The sequence below is a fragment of the Pseudomonas sp. S3_G06 genome (assembly GCF_054667565.1).
This window is the reverse complement of record NZ_CP162738.1, coordinates 3202178-3223399: the sequence shown is the minus strand read 5'-3', so window position 1 is coordinate 3223399 and position 21222 is coordinate 3202178. Positions and strand designations below refer to the sequence as shown.

Below are 21222 nucleotides of genomic sequence, written 5' to 3'. Positions count from 1 at the left end.
GGGCTCCTCGAAGGAGCCCCTGGGCCGTAGCCCGCCGTCCGGGAAGGACGTGCGTGGTTAATTCATTGCAAATTCAGATTGTCGTGTCGGAATAAATGCCCTGTGTCAGCCGACGGCGTGAAGTTCGTTGAGTCTGTGGATTCCCGCAGTGCCGGTCATACCGTCCCAGTTGTCGCCGCGTCCTTCTCGCCAGCCGTTGATCCAGGCTTGACGTACCGACGGTAGAGTAAATGGGCAAAGCTCACGGGATTTGCCACCAACGCCATATTGATATCCGCGCAAAAATGCTCTTTCCAACGGATCACGCTTAAGTCTTCTCATAGGGTGTTTCCCTCACTTGTTGACTGTAGTGTCGCGTTGACCTCAATTGAGGTCTGGCAGAAAAAACCTGCCATCGTGCGGCTCGCTGCCGGCGTGGCGAGCCAAGGTGTTGACGCCGTTGCGACGTCAACCTGTGCTCAGTTCTAACCAATGAGTCACACCGAGGGAATGATCGTTTTGTCATAAGCACGTAACGTAAAGGATGCTATGGCGATAAGTAACCGCGTATTTATTCAACGTTCAATGCGCAAACCCCGGTATGATCGGCGCCCCGCTGACTCAGGGGGTTAATCCTTTAGTGAGAATGACCCACGTTTGCGCTTGGGTAATATTCGACGAAGGGTCGCTTTCAGTCTTTTTGTTGCACCAACTTTTTTATCTGTCCCGGCATCTAAGCTCTTTTAACCCGAGCAGCGGGGATGGAACGGCACACCTTCGTGCCACGCGGGCGCTCTTTCAGAAAAGCGCCTGATTGAAAACCGGGTCGGCAATGCGTTGCCGGCCCACTAGCCAAAGGCTCTGGAATTACCATGTCCGATCGTTTCGAACTCTTCCTCACTTGCCCCAAAGGCCTTGAAGGCCTGCTCATCGAGGAAGCCGTCGGGCTTGGCCTTGAAGAAGCGCGCGAGCACACCTCCGCCGTGCGTGGCATGGCGACCATGGAAACCGCCTATCGCCTGTGCCTCTGGTCGCGTCTGGCCAACCGCGTGTTGCTGGTGCTCAAGCGTTTCCCGATGAAGGACGCCGAAGACCTCTATCACGGCGTGCTCGACATTGACTGGCAGGATCACATGCTCAGCGACGGCACCCTGGCCGTCGAATTCAGCGGCCACGGTTCGGGCATCGACAACACCCACTTCGGCGCGCTGAAAGTCAAAGACGCCATCGTCGACAAACTGCGCACGCCGCAGGGCGATCGTCCATCCATCGACAAACTCAACCCGGACCTGCGCATTCACCTGCGTCTGGATCGCGGCGAAGCGATTCTGTCCCTCGACCTGTCCGGCCACAGCCTGCACCAGCGCGGCTATCGCTTGCAGCAGGGCGCGGCGCCGCTGAAGGAAAACCTCGCCGCCGCCATCCTCATCCGTTCCGGCTGGCCGCGCATTGCCGCCGAAGGTGGCGCACTGGCTGACCCGATGTGCGGTGTCGGTACGTTCCTCGTCGAAGCCGGGATGATTGCCGCCGACATGGCGCCGAACCTGCGTCGCGAGCAGTGGGGCTTTACCGCGTGGCTCGGTCACGTGCCGGCACTGTGGAAAAAACTCCATGAAGAAGCCGTCGAGCGTGCCGCCGCCGGTCTGGCCAAACCGCCGCTGTGGATTCGCGGTTACGAAGCCGATCCACGATTGATTCAGCCAGGCCGCAACAACGTTGAACGTGCCGGCCTCAGCGAGTGGATCAAGATCTACCAGGGCGAAGTGGCGACCTTCGAGCCGCGCCCGGATCAGAACCAGAAAGGTCTGGTCATCTGCAACCCGCCGTACGGCGAGCGTCTCGGTGACGAAGCCAGCCTGCTGTATCTCTACCAGAATCTGGGCGAGCGTCTGCGTCAGGCCTGCCTGAACTGGGAAGCGGCGGTGTTCACCGGCGCCCCGGATCTGGGCAAGCGCATGGGTATCCGCAGCCATAAGCAGTATTCGTTCTGGAACGGCGCGCTGCCGTGCAAACTGCTGCTGATCAAGGTTCTGCCCGATCAGTTCGTCACTGGCGAACGTCGCACTCCGGAACAGCGTCAGGCCGAGCGCGAGCAAGCGGCTTACGATCAGACCCCGGACGAGCCGCAAGAGCGCAAGTTCAACAAGAACGGCAACCCGATCAAGCCGACGCCAGCCCCGGCGCCAGTGGTCGAGCAGCCGCGCCTGAGTGAAGGCGGGCAGATGTTTGCCAATCGCTTGCAGAAAAATCTCAAGGCGATGGGCAAGTGGGTCAAGCGCGAAGGCATCGATTGCTACCGCGTCTATGATGCCGACATGCCGGAATACGCGATGGCCATCGACCTGTACCACGACTGGGTACACGTTCAGGAATACGCCGCGCCGAAATCCATCGACCCGGAAAAAGCCTCGGCGCGCATGTTCGATGCGCTGGCGGCCATTCCGCAGGCGTTGAACGTCGACAAGAACCGCGTGGTGGTCAAGCGCCGCGAGCGGCAGAGCGGCACCAAGCAGTACGAGCGTCAGGCGGCGCAGGGCAAGTTTGTCGAGGTCAATGAAGGCGGGGTGAAGTTGCTGGTCAACCTCACCGACTACCTCGACACCGGCCTGTTCCTCGATCACCGGCCGATGCGCATGCGTATCCAGAAAGAAGCGGCCGGCAAACGCTTCCTCAATCTGTTCTGCTACACCGCGACCGCCAGCGTGCACGCGGCCAAGGGCGGCGCGCGCAGCACCACCAGCGTCGATCTGTCGAAAACCTATCTGGACTGGGCGCGGCGCAACCTGTCGCTGAACGGCTTCTCGGACAAGAACCGTCTGGAGCAGGGCGATGTGATGGCGTGGCTGGAAAGCAGCCGCGACGAGTACGACCTGATCTTCATCGACCCGCCGACGTTCTCCAACTCCAAGCGCATGGAAGGCATCTTCGATGTGCAGCGCGATCAGGTGCAGTTGATCGACTTGGCGATGGCGCGGCTGGCACCGGGTGGCGTGCTGTATTTCTCCAACAACTTCCGCAAGTTCCAGTTGGAGGAAAACCTCGCCGAGCGTTATGCGGTCGAGGAAATCAGCGCGCAGACCATTGATCCGGATTTCGCCCGCAATACCAAGATCCACCGCGCCTGGAAAATCACGGCTCGTTGACGCTTTCACTGGTTGGATCCACAGAGCCTTGATTTTTAACGGCTCGGTGGACCCAGCGGTGCTGGCTAAATTAGTGGCTAATAGCTATAACTCACACACCGCCAATGGGGTTTTCCCGTGAATCTGGCGGAGTGAGTCGTGCTTATGCCGTTGCACCCCGTGCGCCCGAAAATCCTCGGTTTCATCAGCGAAGACGTTTCAGCCTGGCTGGTCGCTTTGCTGGTGTTGCTTGCCGGCGGAATTCTCACCGGGCTGCTCGCGTGGGGCACCTTCAATCAGTTTCAGCAACAATCGCGTCAGCGTTTCCAACTGCTGGCCAATGAACGCTACAGCCGCATCGCCGAACGTTTTCAGGACCAGGAGCAACGTCTCGATGGCCTGCGGCGGTTCTTCGCCAACTCCGAATCGGTGTCCCGCGCTGAGTTCGATGGTTACTCTCGACCCTTATTGCTGCGCACCCAAGCCTATACCTACGCGCCGCGAGTCAGCGGTGCCGAACGGACCGCGTTCGAACAGCAGGTGCGTGATGAGGGCCTGAGCGAGTTCACCATTCGCGAACTGGACGCCAAAGGCGAATTGCAACTGGCGGCGCCGCGCGACGAATACGTGCCGGTGCTCTACACGCAAACCCAAAGCCGACTGGCGCCACCGCTGGGCTACGACTTGCTCGCCCAACCCTTGCGCCGCGAAACCCTGCAACGCGCCGACCAGCTCGGCAGCATGGCGGTGTCGCAACCTATGCATCTGGTCGGGATCGAGCCGTCGTACGCGCGTGGTGTGCTGCTGCTGGCGCCGGTCAGTCGCGCTGGAGAGTCGCAGCCGTTCGGCTATGTGATGGCGGTGATCAGCATGCGCCAGTTGCTCGCCGACGGACTGCCCGATGCCCTGCACGATTACCTGTCGGTGCGCATTCTCGACCTGTCGACCCAGGATCAGCACGAAGCGCTGTTCGAATCGAGCAACGAGGCGGTGCCCGGCGATCTGGCAGCGACGCGCTTGCTGCGCATGGCCGATCACGACTATCAGGTCGATATCCTGCCGAGCGAAGCGTTCATGCAGGCCAACCATTCGTCGGTGGGCAGCGTGATCATTCTGGGCGGCTTGCTCAGCGCATTGCTCAGCGCCTTGCTTTATGTGCTGGTCAGCCAGCGCCAGCGCGCGGTGCGCCTGGTCGAGGTGCGCACCCAGGAGTTGCACGAGCGCGAGCAGGAATTGCGCGGCACCCACGGTCAACTGCGCGGCGTTCTGAATGCCGCCACTCAGGTCGCGATCATTGCCACCGACCTGCGCGGGGTGATCAACACCTTCAACCCCGGCGCCGAGCAAATGCTCGGCTACAGCAGCGCCGAAGTCGTTGGGCGCATGACCCTGGAGAACCTGCATTTGCCACGGGAACTGGCGGCGCGTTCGGCCGAGTTGAGTGCGCGCTACGGCAAAAGCATTCCGACTTGCCACGCGATGCTGGTCGAGGGCGGCGAAGTCGGCGGCCACGAGGCACGCGAGTGGACGCTGGTGCGCAGCGACGGCAGTCATCTGCCGGTGAACATGCTCGCCACCCCGGTGCTTGACGAGCAAGGCCTGTGGGTCGGTCATCTGGCGATCTGCATCGACATCACCGAGCGCAAACGCGTGCACGAAGTGCTGGCAGCACGCGACACATTGCTGAAGAAGCTCAGCGCCCATGTTCCCGGTGGCATCTACCAATTCAAGATGGAATTCGACGGACGCTTCAGCGTGATCTACGCCAGCGATGGCATCCGCGAAATCTACGAGCTGGAGCCGGATGTGCTGCTGCTCGACTCCGAGGCGATCTTCAGTCGTATCCACTCGCAGGATGCGATTCGCGTGCGCAGCTCGATCCGCGAATCGGCGGAAAATCTCAGCCCCTGGCGCGAAGAGTACCGCGTGCAATTGCCCGAGCGCGGTCTGCGCTGGGTGCGCGGCGAGGCGACACCGGAAGAGCTGCCGGGCGGCGGGGTGCTGTGGCACGGTTATATCTCGGATATCTCCGATCTCAAGCGCGTGGAAGAAGAATTGCGCGCGTTGTCGATCACCGACTCGCTGACCGGCATTCACAACCGCCGCTATTTTCAGGAACGCCTGACTACCGAAATGGCCCGGGTCGAGCGTGGCGGCGGTGAGCTGTCGGTGATCATGCTCGACATCGACCACTTCAAACGCATCAACGATCAGTTCGGCCACGCCGTCGGCGACCGCGTGCTGCAGGCAGTCTGCGAGCGGATCGGCCATCGCCTGCGCCGCACCGACGTGTTCTGCCGTTTGGGCGGTGAAGAGTTCATGGTGCTGTGCCCGGACATCGACGGCGAACACGCCTATATGCTGGCGATGGAGTTGTGGGAAGGTTTGCGCAGCGCGCCGGTAGACGTGGTCGGCTTGGTCACCGCGAGTTTCGGCATCGCCAGCTGGCGCCCGGGGGAGGGCGCAGATGCGCTGTTGCTGCGCGCTGACTCAGGGGTTTACGCGGCGAAGCAGAATGGCCGGGATCGGGTTGAGCGGGAGATGAGCTGATTCGAACCTGACACCTGACCCTGTGGGGCAGAGGGGACCTGGCGCTGATTTTCTGTGGGAGCGAGCTTGCTCGCGAAAGCGGTGTGACAGTCACTGAACATGCTGACTGAACCGACGCCTTCGCGAGCAGGCTCGCTCCCACAATTGCATCTGCTGCGCCTACAGCACCGAAGCGGTCTGCGGCAGTTTCGGCTGTTTGTACAGATCCAGCAGCACCTGATCGAGCACCGACGAGGCGCCGAACGGGGCCTTGTCGTTGAGGATCGCTACCACCGCCCAGGTATTGCCATTCACATCACGGCTGAAACCGGCAATCGCGCGCACGGTGTTCAGGGTACCGGTCTTGACGTGGGCTTCGCCGCGCATCGCCGTGGTTTTCAGACGTTTGCGCATGGTGCCGTCGGTGCCGGCAATCGGCAGCGAGCTGATGTACTCGGCGGCGTACGGGCTATGCCAGGCGGCCTGCAGCATGTTGGCCATCTCACGCGCGCTGACCCGCTCGGCCCGCGACAGACCAGAGCCGTTTTCCATCACCAGATGCGGCGCGGTGATGCCTTTCTTCGCCAGCCACTGCCGCACCACGCGCTGCGCAGCCCGGGCGTCATCACCGTCGGCATCGTTGCGGAAACGCTGGCCAAGGCTGAGGAACAGCTGCTGGGCCATGGTGTTGTTACTGTATTTGTTGATGTCGCGGATGATCTCGGCCAGATCTGGCGAGTACGCGCGGGCGAGCAGTTTGGCGCTGCTCGGCGTCGGTGCCAGACGATCCTTGCCCTGGATGCTGCCACCCAGTTCCTTCCAGATCGCGCGGACGGCGCCGGCGGTGTAGGTCGCGTGGTCGAGCAGCGACAGGTAAGTCTGCGAGCTGCAGCCTTCGCCCAACTGGCCGCCGACGGTTACGGTCACGCTGCCATCGGCTTGCGGCACCGGGTTGTAGCGCACGCCGCCGGTGCATTGCTTGGACGGCAGCGCCTTGACGGTGTTTTCGATGCGGATGCTGGCAATCGGCGGCTCAACCGAAATCAGTACGCGGCCACCGTCATTGCGCGCAACAAAGCGCAGGGCCTTGAGGTTGACCAGCAATGAGTCGGGTTTGACCAGGAACGGCTTGTTGTCGTCGTTGCCGTCATCGTTGAATTCCGGCAATTGCGGCTGCACGAAGAAGTTGCGGTCGAGGATCAGGTCGCCGGTGATCTGGGTCACGCCGTTGGCGCGCAGGTCACGCATCAGCAACCAGAGTTTTTCCATGTTCAGCTTCGGGTCACCGCCACCCTTGAGGTAGAGGTTGCCGTTGAGAATGCCGCCGTTCAGGTCGCCGTCGGTGTAGAACTCGGTTTTCCACTGATGGTTGGGGCCGAGCATTTCCAGCGCCGCGTAAGTGGTGACCAGTTTCATTGTCGAGGCCGGATTGACCGAGACGTCGGCGTTGAACACGGTCGGCGTGCCCGGACCGTCGAGCGGCACCATCACCAGCGACAGCGCAGTGGGCTGCAACTTGCTGGCCTTGAGGGCTTTTTCGACGTTCGGGGTGAGGGAAGTGTTGATGGTGGCAGCGGAGACAGGCAGGGCCAGGGGCAGAAGAAGGCCGGCGAGAAACAGTGGACGCAACGATTTGATCATATGCAATAAAACCCTGCAAAAGAGGGGAAAAAAGACGAGGACATGGATGAAAAGGCCCTCAGTGGTCATGAAAGTGTCGGCATTATGCCCCAAGCTGTAACAGCTTGTGCCGTGTCAGGCCCGGCCAATCGCTTATTTTTTTACAGGCGGTCGGCCGCAGCGACCAGAGAGTCGGGCAATCGCCGGCTTAAACTGGTAAAGTGCCGGCCGTTATTACTTAAGAGGATTGTTCCAATGGCGACTAACCGTTCCCAGCGTCTGCGCAAAAAACTGTGCGTTGATGAATTTCAAGAGCTGGGTTTCGAACTGAACCTGGACTTCAAAGAAGACTTGTCCGAAGAAGCCATTGACGCTTTCCTCGAAGCATTCATCAAAGAAGCCATGGAAGCCAACGGTCTGGGTTATGTTGGCGGCGACGACTTCGGTCTGGTGTGCCTGCAGAAGCGTGGCTCGGTCAACGAAGAGCAGCGCGCTGCCGTTGAAGCCTGGCTGAAAAACCGCTCCGAGCTGACCAAGTACGAAGTCAGCCCGCTGCTGGACGTGTGGTATCCGGAAAAGCCGATCAACGCGGCTAAGTGATACTGAAAAAAACGGCGACCTGAGGGTCGCCGTTTTTTTATGCCTGCCTGCCAGGGTTGTCGTCCTGCAGGACGCATTCGCGAGCAGGCTCGCTCCCACACGATTCACCTGAGCGACTCGACTTACCTGTGGGAGCGAGCCTGCTCGCGAAGCTTTTATACCGTCAACGCTTGTTCCAGTTCAAAATCACCAGCGTCAAAACCCCCGCGACAATCCCCCAGAACGCCGAACCAATGGAAAACAACGTCAGCCCCGACGCCGTGACCATAAACGTGATCAACGCCGCTTCCCGTTCCTTCACCTCGTTCATGGCGATGCTCAAGCCATTGATGATCGAGCCGAACAGCGCCAGCGCGGCAATCGACAGCACCAGTTCTTTCGGCAACGCCGCAAACAATGCCGCCAACGTCGCGCCGAACACCCCGGCAATCCCGTAGAACACCCCGCACCAGACCGCTGCGGTGTAACGCTTGTTGCGATCTTCATGGGCGTGTGGCCCGGTGCAGATTGCCGCGCTGATTGCTGCGAGGTTGATGCCGTGGGAGCCGAACGGCGCCAGCAGCAGTGAGGCAATGCCGGTGGTGGTGATCAGTGGCGAGGCCGGGACGTTATAGCCATCGGCACGCAGCACGGCGATGCCGGGCATGTTCTGCGAGGTCATCGCCACCACGAACAGCGGAATGCCGATGCTGATGGTAGCGGCCAGGGAGAAGTGCGGCGTGGTCCAGACCGGAGTGGCCACTTCCAGGTGAAAGCCGCTGAAATCCAGCAGCCCCATGAAGCCCGACAGCGCGGTGCCGATCAGCAGCGCCGCGAGCACCGCATAGCGTGGTGACAGGCGCTTGACCAGCAGATAAGTGAAGAACATCCCCAGCACCAGCCCCGTACGGTGTTGCGCGGCGACGAAGATTTCGCTGCCGATCTTGAACAGGATCCCTGCCAGCAAGGCCGCCGCCAAAGAGGCCGGGATCTTTTTCACCAGCCGTTCGAAGCTGCCGGTCAGGCCGCAGATCGTTACCAGTACCGCGCACGTGATGTAGGCCCCGATCGCCTCGCCGTAACTGACGCCGCCCAGGCTGGTGATCAGCAACGCCGCGCCGGGGGTCGACCAGGCGATGGTGATCGGTGTGCGATAGCGCAGCGACAGGCCGATCGAACACACAGCCATGCCGATCGAAATCGCCCAGATCCACGAGGAAATCTGCCCGCTGCTCAGGCCGGCGGCTTGCCCGGCCTGGAACATCAGCACCAGCGAACTGGTGTAGCCGGTCATCATCGCGATGAAACCGGCGACGATGGCGGAAGGCGAGGTGTCGGCAAGAGGGCGCAGGCGGGCGTGGGTAGCGTCGGTCATGACGGCGGTGTTCCTTATAGCAATGGAGATGTCCGCCACAACACATCACCTCTGTGGGAGCGAGCCTGCTCGCGAAAGCGGTAGGTCAGTCAACATTCATAATGAATGTGGAATGGCTTTCGCGAGCAGGCTCGCTCCCACGGGAGGATTGCGGTCATGCAGCGGATTCTGCGATCAAGCCTAAACTCAAACCTGACAAACCGTTGCAATACAGCCGCAGGCGCAAACAGCCGTACAGTCGTGTTGCCACCATTCATTGTGTACAATCGCGCTGTTTTTTACGCGATACTTGCCAGCGACCTACTGTGCCGTATTACAGTCACGGTCTATTCGCCGCAGTTTTCCCGACTCGAGTGCCCATGAACGAACAGTTGCAACCCCTCAAGAAACAACCGCGAGCAGGCAAAGCCGGCCGCAGCGGAACCCAGGACGATATTGTCTACGCGCATATCTTCGAGGCCATCCTCGAACAGCGTCTGGCGCCCGGTACCAAGTTGAGCGAAGAAGCGCTGGGGGAAATCTTCGGGGTCAGCCGCACCATCATTCGCCGCGCGCTGTCGCGTCTGGCCCATGAAGGCGTGGTGCTGTTGCGGCCGAACCGTGGCGCCGTGGTCGCCAGCCCGAGCGTTGAAGAGGCGCGTCAGGTGTTTCTCGCCCGGCGTCTGGTCGAGCGGGCGATCACTGAACTGGCGGTTCAGCACGCCACTGCCGAGCAGATCGCCGAACTGCGGCAGATGGTCAACGACGAGCGTGACAGCTTCTCCCGTGGCGATCGTGGTGCCGGTATTCGTCTGTCGGGCGAATTCCACCTGAAGCTGGCGGAAGCGGCGATGAACGCACCGTTGATCAGCTTCCAGCGCAGCCTGGTGTCGCAGACTTCTTTGATCATCGCCCAGTACGAAAGCGGCAACCGCTCGCATTGTTCGTACGACGAACACACCCAGTTGATCGACGCCATCGAAAAGCGCGACGGCGAACTGGCGGTGAACCTGATGATGCATCACATGGATCACATCGACAGCAAGCTCAACCTCGACGAGGAAGGCGCGTCGGATGATCTGCATGCGGTGTTCTCGCATTTGTTGCAGACCAAGAAGCCGGGGCGTCCAGCGGCCAAGCTCTAAGCTGAAACCGAGTCGCGGCTTTCGCGAGCAGGCTCGCTCCCACAGGGGAATGCATTTCAAAGGTGGGAGCGAGCCTGCTCGCGAAGACAACCTGACCGGCAACAAAAATCCCCCGGGGTAAACACCACCGGGGATGATCGTTCCCACGCTCTGCGTGGGAATGCCTCTAGGGACGCTCCGCGTCCAGTGACGCCGAGCGTCACGGGCTGCATTCCCACGCAGAGCGTGGGAACGATCAGTGCAGGAAAACCTAGCGCTGATGCACCAGCGCCCCCGCTGCATACGTCTGCGCCACGGTGCGGTCATCGCCCAGCGTCATCAGCACAAACAACGTCTCGGCAATGTTATTGGACTGCTTCAAGCGGTAGCTCAGCAGCGGCGTGGCGTTGTAATCCAGCACCAGGAAGTCGGCATCGGAGCCCGGTTGCAGGTTACCGATCTTGTCTTCCAGGCGCAGCGCCCGCGCACCCCCGAGGGTCGCCAGGTACAGCGACTTGAACGGGCTCAACCGCGCGCCCTGCAGTTGCATGACCTTGTAGGCTTCATTGAGGGTTTGCAGCAGCGAGAAACTGGTACCGCCGCCGACGTCGGTGCCGAGGCCGACATTGAGCTTGTGCTTCTCGGCCATCGGCAGGTTGAACAGGCCGCTGCCGAGGAACAGGTTCGAGGTCGGGCAGAACGAGATCGCCGAGCCGGTTTCCGCCAGTCGCGCGCATTCTTCGTCACAAAGGTGCACGCCGTGGGCGAATACCGAGCGTTCGCCGAGCAACTGGTAATGATCGTAGACGTCGAGGTAGCCCTTGCGCTCCGGGAACAGTTCCTTGACCCACTCGATTTCCTTGAGGTTCTCGCTGATGTGGGTCTGCATGTACAGATCCGGGTATTCCGTCAGCAATTGCCCGGCCAGGGTCAGTTGTTCCGGGGTGCTGGTGGGGGCGAAGCGCGGCGTCACCGCGTAGTGCAAGCGACCCTTGCCGTGCCAGCGCTCGATCAGCGCCTTGCTGTCGACGTAGCTGGATTCGGCGGTATCGACCAGATAATCCGGGGCATTGCGGTCCATCATCACCTTGCCGGCGATCATGCGCAGATCTAGCTTTTCCGCCGCTTCGAAAAACGAATTCACCGATTGCGGGTGCACGCTGCCGAACACCAGCGCCGTGGTGGTGCCGTTGCGCAGCAGTTCCTTGATAAAGATGTCCGCCACTTCGTCGGCGTGGGCCTTGTCGCCAAACTGGCTTTCGCAGGGAAAGGTGTAGGTGTTCAGCCAGTCGAGCAGTTGCTCGCCGTAGGAGCCGACCATGCCGGTCTGCGGCAGGTGAATGTGTGTGTCGATAAAGCCCGGTGTGATCAGCGCATCCTGATAATGGTTGATCTCGATATCTGCCGGCAGGGTTGGCAGCAGTTCGCTGGCGTGGCCGAGGGCACTGATCTTGCTATCGTCGATCACCAGCAGGCCATCCTCGAAATATTCATAGGAGGCTTCGATGCCGACTTCGGCAGGGTCGGCGATGCTGTGCAGGATGGCGGCGCGGTAGGCTTTGCGAGTCAGAGGCATGAGGGTTCTCTAATCAGTTTGAGACTTTGAGTTTGGCGGCCTGACTGCGGCGCGAGGCGGGCAGCAGTCGGGCAATCGGTTCGGCGCGGGCGCTGTGCTGGCCGAAGTTGGCGTTGTAAGTGGCGATGATTTCGCCGGCGATGGAGATGGCGATTTCCACAGGCAATTTGCCTTTGACTTCGCCGATGCCCATCGGGCAGCGCATGCGCTGCACCACGCTCGGGTCGAAACCACGATCACGCAGACGGTGTTCGAATTTGGCGCGTTTGGTTTTCGAGCCGATCAGGCCGAACCAAGTGAAATCGTTACGCTTGAGAATCGCCGCGGTCAGCTCCAGATCGAGCTGATGGTTGTGGGTCATGACGATGCAGTAGCTGCCGGCGGGCAGATCATCGACTTCGTCCACCGGCTCTTCGCTGACGATTTTACGCACGCCGTGGGGGATGTGTTCAGGAAACTCGGCCTCGCGCGAATCGATCCAGCGCACCCGGCAGGGCAGGCTGGCCAGCAGCGGCACGAGGGCGCGACCGACGTGGCCTGCACCGAATACGGCAATCTGCGCCTGCACCTGACCCATCGGTTCGAACAGCAACACCGTAGCGCCACCGCAGCACTGGCCGAGACTGGCGCCGAGGCTGAAACGCTCCAAATGGGTGTCCTGCTTACCGCTGGCGAGCATCTCGCGGGCGATCTGCATGGCTTTGAATTCCAGATGCCCGCCACCAATGGTGTCGAACAGGCGGTCGGCACTGACGACCATTTTCGAGCCGGCGTTGCGTGGCGTCGAGCCAAGTTCTTCGATGATCGTCACCAGCACACAGGGTTCGCCCTGATTCTGCAGGTCGGCGAGGGCGTCGATCCAGTTGTACATGTTCACCTCGACATCTTCGTTGTCTGTGCCGGCCTCTTCGCGAGCAGGCTCGCTCCCACATTGGCAATGCATTCCAAATGTGGGAGCGAGCCTGCTCGCGAATGGCCGCGCCTCGGTCCTAGAGCGGAGCCAGCTCGGTTTCAGCTTCGACAGCCTTCACCGCTTTGAGCTGGCGCATCTGCTCGCAGCCCCACAACACCCGCTCCGGCGTGGCCGGCGCATCGATCTTCGGCTGATGCTGATAATCGCCGAGGCTCGCCACCGCGTCCTTGATTGCGCACCACGCGGCGATGCCGAGCATGAACGGCGGTTCACCGACGGCTTTGGAATGGAACACCGTGTCTTCCGGGTTCTTGCGGTTTTCCACCAGTTTCACCCGCAGATCCAGCGGCATGTCCGCCACCGCCGGGATCTTGTAGCTGGCCGGGCCGTTGGTCATCAGCTTGCCCTTGTTGTTCCAGACCAGCTCTTCCATGGTCAGCCAGCCCATGCCCTGGACGAAACCGCCCTCGACCTGACCGATGTCGATCGACGGGTTCAGCGAGGCGCCGACGTCGTGCAGGATGTCGGTGCGCAGCATCTTGTACTCGCCGGTCAGGGTGTCGACGATCACTTCGCAGCAGGCTGCACCGAAAGCGAAGTAATAGAACGGACGCCCACGGGCCTGACTGCGGTCGTAATAGATTTTCGGGGTCTTGTAGAAGCCAGTGCTCGACAGCGAGACCTGATTGAAATACGCCTGTTGGATCAGCGCTTCGAAGGTCAGAATCTGCTCGCGCACCCGCACGTGGCCGTTGCGGAATTCGACGTCTTCTTCGCTGACTTTGTAGTGCCGCGCGGCGAATTCGACCAAGCGTTGCTTGATGGTCTGTGCTGCATTCTGCGCGGCTTTGCCGTTCAGGTCGGCGCCGCTGGAAGCAGCGGTCGGCGATGTATTCGGCACTTTGTCGGTGTTGGTCGCGGTGATCTGCACACGATCGATTTCGACCTGGAACACTTCCGCCACGACCTGAGCGACTTTGGTATTCAGCCCCTGGCCCATTTCCGTACCGCCGTGGTTCAGGTGGATGCTGCCGTCGGTGTAGATGTGGATCAGCGCACCAGCCTGATTCAAGAAGCTCGCGGTGAAGGAAATGCCGAATTTCACCGGGGTCAGCGCCAGGCCTTTTTTGAGGATCGGGCTGTTGGCGTTGTAGCGACGGATCGCTTCGCGGCGCTCGGCGTACTGGCTGCTTTCTTCCAGTTCGGCGGTCATCTCTTCGAGCATGTTGTGCTCGACGGTCTGGTAGTAGTGGGTGACGTTGCGCTCGGTCTTGCCGTAGTAGTTGGCCTTGCGCACCGCCAGCGGGTCGAGCTTCAGGTGCCGGGCAATCGCGTCCATCACTTCCTCGATGGCGACCATGCCTTGCGGGCCGCCGAAGCCGCGATAAGCAGTGTTCGAGGCGGTGTTGGTCTTGCAACGGTGACCGTTGATGGTGGCATCGCCGAGATAGTAGGAGTTGTCCGAGTGGAACATCGCCCGGTCAACGATCGAGGCGGACAGGTCCGGCGAGCAGCCGCAGTTGCCGGCCAGCTCCATGTTGATCCCGTGCAGACGGCCGCTGCTGTCGAAGCCGACGTCGTATTCAACGTAGAACGGGTGGCGCTTGCCGGTCATCAGCATGTCTTCGACACGCGGCAGGCGCATCTTGGTCGGTTGGCCGGTGAGGTGCGCGACCACCGCGCACAGGCACGCCGGGCTCGCGGCCTGGGTTTCCTTGCCACCGAAACCACCGCCCATGCGGCGCATGTCGACGACGATCTTGTTCATCGACACGTCGAGCACTTCGGCGACCAGTTTCTGCACTTCGGTCGGGTTCTGCGTCGAGCAGTAGACGATCATTCCGCCATCTTCGGTAGGCATCACCGAGGAGATTTGTGTCTCCAGATAGAAGTGCTCCTGACCGCCGATGTGCAGCGTGCCCTGAATACGGTGTTCCGCCGTGGCCAGTGCCGAAGCCGAATCGCCGCGCTGGTGAGTGTGGCTGTCGAGCACGAAATGGCGCTTGCGCAGGGCTTCGACGACGTCGAGCACCGGTTCCAGATCCTCGTATTCGATGATCGCCGCCATCGCCGCTTTGCGCGCGGTTTCCAGATCTTTCGCCGCTACCGCCAGCACTGGCTGGCCGACGAACTGCACGTCATCGATGGCCAGCAGCGGGTCGCCCGGCATCAGCGGGCCGATGTCTTTCAGGCCCGGCACGTCTTCGTGGGTGATGACGATGCGCACGCCTTCGAAGGCGTAGCACGGCTGCGTGTCGATGCTGAGGATTTTCGCGTGGGCGCGGTCCGACAGGCGCGCATACAGGTGCAATTGGTTGGGGAATTCCAGGCGATCATCGATGTACTGCGCTTCACCGGAGACATGCTTGGCGGCGCTGTCGTGCTTGACGCTGCGGCCGACACCGGTGGTCAGATCCTTGGCGAACAGTTCGGCCAATTCAGCCTGGGTCTTCTCTACGGCGTGATGGTTAGACATAAGCGGTCACCCGAGTCTCGATGTGCGGTGTTTGCAGTTCGATGAAGTATTTGCGCAGCAGGTTCTGCGCGCTGAGCAGGCGATATTCCTTGCTGGCGCGGAAGTCCGAGAGTGGCGTGAAGTCTTCAGCCAGCGCGGCGCACGCACGTTCGATCACGGCGTTATTGAACGGCTGACCAAGCAGCACGGCTTCGCAGTGCGCGGCGCGTTTCGGAATCGCCGCCATGCCGCCGAAGGCCACCCGAGCGTCGCTGATCACGCCGTTTTCCACGCGCAGATTGAACGCAGCGCAGACGGCGGAGATGTCATCGTCCAGACGCTTCGACACTTTATAGGCGCGGAACAACTGCTCGGCGCTGGCACGCGGAACGATAATTTTCTCGATGAATTCGCTTTCCTGGCGCGCGGTCACGCGATAGTCGATGAAGTAATCTTCCAGGTTCAGCGTGCGGCGGGTCTCGCCTTTGCACAGCACGATCTGCGCGCCGAGGGCGATCAGCAGCGGTGGCGAGTCACCGATCGGCGAGGCGTTGCCGATGTTGCCGCCGAGGGTGCCCTGATTGCGGATCTGCAACGAGGCGAAGCGGTGCAGCAGTTCGCCGAAGTCCGGGTACTCGGCATTCAACGCTTCGTAGCAGTCGGAGAGGGCGGTGGCGGCGCCGATCTCGATGCGGTCGGCGAAGGTTTCGATGCGCTTCATTTCGGCGACGTTGCCGACGTAGATCATCACCGGCAGGGTGCGGTGGAACTGGGTGACTTCCAGCGCCAGATCGGTGCCGCCGGCGAGCAGGCGGGCTTGGGGATAAGCGTCGTAGAGGTCGGCCAGATCGGCTACGGTCAGCGGCACCAGGCAGCGCTTGTCGCCGCTGTTGAGTTCGCCGATATCGGTCGGCGCGATGGCCTTGAGGCGGGCAATGGTTTCGGCTTCGCGGGCGTCGAACTGATCCGCTGGCTTGGCGCAGCAGGATTGTTCGGCAGCGGCGAGAATCGGCCGGTAGCCAGTGCAGCGGCAGAGGTTGCCGGCCAGCGCTTCGTGAGCCTTGGCCTGATCCGGCGCGTCGCTGTTCTTTTGCAGGGCGAACAACGACATGACGAAACCGGGGGTGCAGAAGCCGCACTGAGAACCGTGGCACTCGACCATGGCTTTCTGCACGCTGTGCAGTTCGCCCTTGTGCTTGAGGTCTTCAACGCTGATCAGTTGCTTGCCGTGCAATGACGAAACGAAAGTCAGGCACGAGTTGAGGCTGCGATAGCGAATATGCTCACGCCCGCTGTCATCGGTCTGCAACTCCCCAACCACCACGGTGCAGGCGCCGCAGTCGCCACTGGCGCAACCTTCTTTGGTGCCGGGCTTGCCTACGTGTTCACGCAGGTAATTGAGCACAGTCAGATTCGGGTCCAGGGCGTGCTCGCTACGGAGTTCCTGGTTAAGTAAAAACTGGATCACGGAAGGCCTCGCAGACTCATTATTGTTGTTAACCGACGTGAACCGAATTTAGCAGGTCTGACTTTTCGGTCAATGGTTTTCTGACTTAAAGGTCAGGAAAATCCGTTTCGTCGATCAACAGCGTGTCTATTCAGTATTGACCTTCATCGGTCACTGCGCTTTTTTGCGGGATTCGTGCCAAAAACCGCTGAGTGGGCACTCCGCCATGACCGTGCATTTGCGCTACACTGCGCCGCTTGTGCAGATCGATAGAGTTTGAAGGACAACCATGACGTTCAAGGCGCCGGACAGCCTCGCCGAGCAAATCGCTCACCACCTCGCCGAACGCATCATTCGTGGCGAAATGAAGCCAGGAGAGCGCATCCAGGAACAGAAGGTCACGCTGGCGCTCAACGTCAGCCGCGGTTCGGTCCGCGAAGCCTTGCTGATCCTCGAGCGCCGTCACCTGATCGCGATCCTGCCGCGTCGTGGCGCCCACGTTACCGAGCTGACGCCGCACAAGGTGCAGAGCCTGTGCGCGCTGATGAGCGAGCTGTACATCCTGCTTGGCAATTCGGTGGCCAATGGCTGGCAAGTGCAGTCGGACATGGCGCCGTTCGTGCAGATCCAGCAGCGCCTGACCGCCAATTACGAACGCGGCGATATCCGCAGCTTCGTCGATGACAGCTTTGCGGTGATGCGCGCCGCCTATCCGTTTGCCAACAATCCGTACCTGCAAGAAACCGTCGAGAACCTCCAGCCGGCGATGAGCCGCGCGTATTTCCTCGCCCTCGAACAGCGCAAGGCGGAAATGAGCGAATTCCTCGAACTGTTCGAACGCTTGCTCGCCGCCGTACTTGCCCGTGATTTGCCGCAGATCCGCATCGTGCTCACGGCGTATGCCCAGCGCAGCTGCGATCTGGTGGTGTCTGCGCTGACGGTTGCCTGAGCGTGCGGCTGAAGTGCATCAAACTGGCGGGGTTCAAATCCTTCGTCGACCCGACCACGGTGAACTTCCCCAGTAACATGGCGGCGGTCGTCGGGCCGAACGGTTGCGGCAAGTCGAACATCATCGACGCCGTGCGCTGGGTGATGGGCGAAAGTTCGGCGAAGAACCTCCGTGGCGAGTCGATGACCGACGTCATCTTCAACGGTTCGACCAGCCGTAAACCGGTGAGCCAGGCCAGTATCGAACTGGTGTTCGACAACTCCGACGGCACGCTGCTCGGCGAATACGCTGCCTACGCGGAAATTTCCATTCGCCGCAAAGTCACCCGCGACAGCCAGACCACTTATTACCTCAACGGCACCAAATGCCGTCGACGCGACATCACCGATATCTTCCTCGGCACCGGCCTCGGCCCGCGCAGCTACTCGATCATCGAACAGGGGATGATCTCCAAGCTGATCGAATCCAAGCCCGAAGACTTGCGTAACTTCATCGAAGAAGCGGCGGGCATCTCCAAGTACAAGGAGCGTCGCCGCGAGACTGAAAACCGTATCCGCCGCACTCACGAGAACCTCGCCCGCCTCACCGACCTGCGCGAAGAGCTGGAGCGCCAGCTCGAACGTCTGCACCGTCAAGCCGAGGCGGCGAAAAAGTATCAGGAACTCAAGGCCGAAGAGCGTCAGCTCAAGGCGCAACTGTCGGCCCTGCGCTGGCAGGATCTTAACGAGCAGGTCGGCCAGCGCGAGTCGATCATCGGCAATCAGGAAGTCAGCTTCGAAGCGCTGGTCGCTGAACAGCGTAACGCTGATGCGGCCATCGAACGCCTGCGCGACGGTCACCACGACCTGTCCGAGCGCTTCAATCTGGTGCAGGGACGCTTCTATTCGGTCGGCGGCGACATCGCCCGGGTCGAGCAGAGCATTCAGCATGGCCAGCAGCGGTTACGCCAGTTGCAGGACGATCTAAAAGAAGCCGAGCGCGCGCGTCTGGAAACCGAATCGCACCTGGGCCACGACCGCACGTTGCTGCTGACCCTCGGCGAAGAACTGGACATGCTCACCCCCGAGCAGGAAGTCACCAGCGCCGCCGCCGAGGAAGCCGCAGCGGCCCTCGAAGAAGCCGAAACCACCATGCACGGCTGGCAGGAGCAGTGGGATGCTTTCAACCTGACCGCTGCCGAACCACGCCGTCAGGCTGAAGTCCAGCAGTCGCGGATCCAGCAGCTGGAAAGCAGCATGGAGCGTCTGGCTGACCGACAGAAGCGCCTCGCTGAAGAGCGTGCGTTGCTGTCCGCCGACCCGGAAGACGCGGCGATCATGGCGCTCAACGAGCAGCTCGCCGAGTCCGAAGCGACCCTCGAAGATCTACAGACCAGCGAAGAAGCGCAAGTCGAAAAGCTTGAACAACTGCGTCAGGAATTACAGCAAGCGTTGACCGCACAGCAGCAGGCGCAGGGCGATCTGCAGCGGCTCAACGGTCGTCTGGCGTCGCTGGAAGCCTTGCAGCAAGCCGCGCTCGATCCGGGCACCGGCACCGCCGAATGGTTAAAGGAACACAACCTCGCCGAGCGTCCGCGTCTGGCCGAAGGCCTGAAGGTCGAGGCAGGTTGGGAACTGGCGGTGGAAACCGTGCTCGGTGCCGATCTGCAAGCGGTGCTGGTCGACGATTTCAGCGGTTTTGATTTATCCGGTTTCACTCAAGGCGATTTGCGCCTGCTCAGCCCGGCCAGCGATGGCGTGCGGGTGGCGGGCAGTCTGCTGGACAAAGTCGAGGCGCAGATCGATCTGTCGCCGTGGCTCGGCCAGGTCAAACCGGTCGACAGCCTTGAGCAGGCGCTGGCGTTGCGCGGCCAGTTGAGCGCCGGGCAAAGCCTCATCAGCCGCGACGGCTATTGGGTCGGTCGACACTTTTTACGCGTACGTCGCGCCAGCGAGGCGGAAAGCGGCATGCTCGCCCGTGGCCAGGAAATCGAAGCCCTGCAACTGGAGCGCGAAGAGCGCGAAGCCACGGTCGAGGCCATGGAAACTCGTCTGCAAACCCTGCGCGCGCAACAGCGCCAGCAGGAAAACGGCCGTGAACACTTGCGCCGCTTGCTGCAGGACGAAGCGCGCCAGCAAGGCGAACTGAAAGCGCAGTTGTCCGCCGGCAAGGCCAAAGCCGAACAGCTGACATTGCGCCGCACCCGTCTCGATGAAGAACTGGTCGAGCTCGCCGAACAGCGCGAGCTTGAGCACGAGCAGGTCGGCGAAGCGCGCATGAATTTGCAGGAAGCGCTGGATGCCATGGCGCTCGACACCGAGCAGCGCGAGTTGCTGCTGGCCCAGCGCGACAGCCTGCGCGAGCGCCTTGATCGCGTGCGTCAGGAAGCCCGGCAGCACAAGGATCACGCCCATCAACTGGCCGTGCGTCTCGGCTCGTTGCGCGCCCAGCATGACTCCACGCGCCAGGCGCTGGAGCGTCTGGAGATGCAGGCCGAGCGCCTGACTGAAAAGCGCGAACAGTTGAGTCTGAATCTGGAGGAGGGTGAGGCGCCGCTGGAAGAGCTGCGTCTGAAACTCGAAGAACTGCTCGACAAGCGCATGACCGTCGATGAAGAACTCAAGACCGCGCAGATCGCCCTGGAAGACGCCGATCGTGAATTGCGCGACGCGGAAAAACGCCGCACCCAGGCCGAGCAGCAATCGCAGTTGATTCGCGGCCAGCTCGAACAGCAACGCATGGAATGGCAGGCGCTGACCGTACGGCGCAAGGCGTTGCAGGATCAATTGCTTGAGGACGGCTACGATCTCAACGGCGTGCTCACCACATTGACCGCACAAGCCAGTGAACGCGAGGCCGAAGAAGAACTCGAACGCATCAACGCGCGAATTCAGCGCCTGGGTGCGATCAACCTCGCGGCCATCGATGAATACACGCAACAATCGGAGCGTAAACGTTATCTGGATGCGCAGGACGCCGATCTGGTCGAGGCGCTGGAGACCCTGGAAAACGTCATCCGCAAAATCGATAAGGAAACCCGCAACCGTTTCAAAGATACCTTTGATCAGATCAACGGTGGTTTGCAGGCACTTTTCCCGAAAGTTTTCGGTGGCGGGCGCGCGTATTTGGAACTGACGGGCGAAGATCTACTCGATACAGGGGTGACGATCATGGCGCAGCCGCCCGGGAAGAAGAACAGCACCATCCATTTGCTCTCCGGCGGCGAAAAAGCCCTGACTGCACTGGCCCTGGTTTTTGCCATCTTCAAGTTGAATCCGGCGCCGTTCTGCATGCTCGATGAGGTTGACGCGCCGCTGGATGACGCTAACGTTGGACGCTACGCACGCTTGGTCAAAGAGATGTCGCAGACCGTGCAGTTCATCTACATCACCCACAACAAGATCGCCATGGAAATGGCCGAGCAGTTGATGGGTGTGACGATGCATGAACCGGGCTGTTCGCGACTGGTGGCGGTGGATGTCGAGGAGGCGATGGCGATGGTGGACGCCTGAGTCGGTGTGACGTCGGAATAGTTTTGGAGGTCTGTAGGACTTTTTACTGACACCGGCTGGATGGCCAATCGACATATTCGCGCA

At 61.0% G+C, this 21222-nt stretch carries 13 protein-coding genes; 6 read left to right on the top strand and 7 right to left on the bottom strand.

Going from position 1 to position 21222, the window contains the following annotated elements; genetic code table 11:
• Window positions 1-105: 105 nt before the first annotated feature.
• Window positions 106-321 (bottom strand): ribosome modulation factor, encoded by a 216-nt coding sequence (rmf, locus tag AB4N47_RS14340; protein ID WP_003223300.1) that lies wholly within the window; start codon window positions 319-321, stop codon window positions 106-108.
• Between the two features lie 530 nt (window positions 322-851).
• Here rmf and rlmKL point away from each other — a divergent pair.
• Together rlmKL and AB4N47_RS14330 are read left to right on the top strand one after the other, a co-directional pair.
• Window positions 852-3122, top strand: a complete 2271-nt coding sequence (gene rlmKL / locus AB4N47_RS14335; protein WP_122750994.1) for a bifunctional 23S rRNA (guanine(2069)-N(7))-methyltransferase RlmK/23S rRNA (guanine(2445)-N(2))-methyltransferase RlmL — start codon at window positions 852-854, stop codon at window positions 3120-3122.
• Between the two features lie 144 nt (window positions 3123-3266).
• A complete protein-coding gene (locus AB4N47_RS14330) occupies window positions 3267-5651 on the top strand; it encodes a sensor domain-containing diguanylate cyclase (RefSeq protein ID WP_341637997.1) in 2385 nt (794 codons plus the stop codon).
• 159 nt (window positions 5652-5810) lie between these two features.
• Here AB4N47_RS14330 and dacB read toward each other — a convergent pair whose 3' ends face one another.
• The gene (dacB, locus tag AB4N47_RS14325; RefSeq protein ID WP_341637996.1) at window positions 5811-7271 is read right to left on the bottom strand and encodes a D-alanyl-D-alanine carboxypeptidase/D-alanyl-D-alanine endopeptidase; all 1461 of its coding nucleotides are present in this window, start codon (window positions 7269-7271) and stop codon (window positions 5811-5813) included.
• A gap of 234 nt (window positions 7272-7505) precedes the next feature.
• Between dacB and AB4N47_RS14320 the strand changes: the two genes are divergently transcribed.
• Window positions 7506-7850 (top strand): YggL family protein, encoded by a 345-nt coding sequence (locus AB4N47_RS14320; protein WP_016773843.1) that lies wholly within the window; start codon window positions 7506-7508, stop codon window positions 7848-7850.
• A gap of 163 nt (window positions 7851-8013) precedes the next feature.
• On the opposite strand, the gene AB4N47_RS14315 is transcribed toward AB4N47_RS14320, so the two are convergent.
• Complete coding sequence (locus AB4N47_RS14315; RefSeq protein WP_341637995.1) at window positions 8014-9204, bottom strand: benzoate/H(+) symporter BenE family transporter; 1191 nt, start codon at window positions 9202-9204, stop codon at window positions 8014-8016.
• Window positions 9205-9563: 359 nt separating this feature from the next.
• Between AB4N47_RS14315 and AB4N47_RS14310 the strand changes: the two genes are divergently transcribed.
• Window positions 9564-10328, top strand: a complete 765-nt coding sequence (locus tag AB4N47_RS14310; protein ID WP_007918375.1) for a GntR family transcriptional regulator — start codon at window positions 9564-9566, stop codon at window positions 10326-10328.
• Between the two features lie 250 nt (window positions 10329-10578).
• Here AB4N47_RS14310 and guaD read toward each other — a convergent pair whose 3' ends face one another.
• The 4 genes from guaD to xdhA all read right to left on the bottom strand — a co-directional run bounded on the left by guaD (window position 10579) and on the right by xdhA (window position 16719).
• Window positions 10579-11883 (bottom strand): guanine deaminase, encoded by a 1305-nt coding sequence (guaD, locus tag AB4N47_RS14305; protein WP_129999188.1) that lies wholly within the window; start codon window positions 11881-11883, stop codon window positions 10579-10581.
• Between the two features lie 13 nt (window positions 11884-11896).
• On the bottom strand, window positions 11897-12754 hold the full coding sequence (gene xdhC, locus AB4N47_RS14300) for a xanthine dehydrogenase accessory protein XdhC (protein WP_341637994.1): 858 nt from the start codon (window positions 12752-12754) through the stop codon (window positions 11897-11899).
• Window positions 12755-12872: 118 nt separating this feature from the next.
• Window positions 12873-15272 (bottom strand): xanthine dehydrogenase molybdopterin binding subunit, encoded by a 2400-nt coding sequence (xdhB, locus tag AB4N47_RS14295; protein ID WP_341637993.1) that lies wholly within the window; start codon window positions 15270-15272, stop codon window positions 12873-12875.
• Entirely contained in the window at window positions 15265-16719 is a 1455-nt protein-coding gene (gene xdhA / locus AB4N47_RS14290) for a xanthine dehydrogenase small subunit (protein ID WP_341637992.1), read from the bottom strand. The genes xdhB and xdhA overlap by 8 nt, the downstream gene beginning before the upstream one ends.
• A gap of 268 nt (window positions 16720-16987) precedes the next feature.
• Between xdhA and AB4N47_RS14285 the strand changes: the two genes are divergently transcribed.
• Together AB4N47_RS14285 and smc are read left to right on the top strand one after the other, a co-directional pair.
• Window positions 16988-17647, top strand: coding sequence for a GntR family transcriptional regulator (locus tag AB4N47_RS14285; protein WP_341637991.1), 660 nt, complete (start codon window positions 16988-16990; stop codon window positions 17645-17647).
• A gap of 2 nt (window positions 17648-17649) precedes the next feature.
• On the top strand, window positions 17650-21138 hold the full coding sequence (smc, locus tag AB4N47_RS14280) for a chromosome segregation protein SMC (protein ID WP_460154260.1): 3489 nt from the start codon (window positions 17650-17652) through the stop codon (window positions 21136-21138).
• Window positions 21139-21222: the final 84 nt, after the last annotated feature.

Bases quoted from the DNA above. Each gene is read 5' to 3' on its own strand.
- AB4N47_RS14310 (WP_007918375.1), top strand. From the start codon at position 9,564: ATGAACGAACAGTTGCAACCCCTCAAGAAACAACCGCGAGCAGGCAAA.
- guaD (WP_129999188.1), bottom strand. From the start codon at position 11,883: ATGCCTCTGACTCGCAAAGCCTACCGCGCCGCCATCCTGCACAGCATC.
- AB4N47_RS14320 (WP_016773843.1), top strand. From the start codon at position 7,506: ATGGCGACTAACCGTTCCCAGCGTCTGCGCAAAAAACTGTGCGTTGAT.
- rmf (WP_003223300.1), bottom strand. From the start codon at position 321: ATGAGAAGACTTAAGCGTGATCCGTTGGAAAGAGCATTTTTGCGCGGA.
- AB4N47_RS14330 (WP_341637997.1), top strand. From the start codon at position 3,267: ATGCCGTTGCACCCCGTGCGCCCGAAAATCCTCGGTTTCATCAGCGAA.
- rlmKL (WP_122750994.1), top strand. From the start codon at position 852: ATGTCCGATCGTTTCGAACTCTTCCTCACTTGCCCCAAAGGCCTTGAA.
- AB4N47_RS14315 (WP_341637995.1), bottom strand. From the start codon at position 9,204: ATGACCGACGCTACCCACGCCCGCCTGCGCCCTCTTGCCGACACCTCG.
- AB4N47_RS14285 (WP_341637991.1), top strand. From the start codon at position 16,988: ATGACGTTCAAGGCGCCGGACAGCCTCGCCGAGCAAATCGCTCACCAC.
- xdhB (WP_341637993.1), bottom strand. From the start codon at position 15,272: ATGTCTAACCATCACGCCGTAGAGAAGACCCAGGCTGAATTGGCCGAA.
- xdhC (WP_341637994.1), bottom strand. From the start codon at position 12,754: ATGTACAACTGGATCGACGCCCTCGCCGACCTGCAGAATCAGGGCGAA.
- dacB (WP_341637996.1), bottom strand. From the start codon at position 7,271: ATGATCAAATCGTTGCGTCCACTGTTTCTCGCCGGCCTTCTTCTGCCC.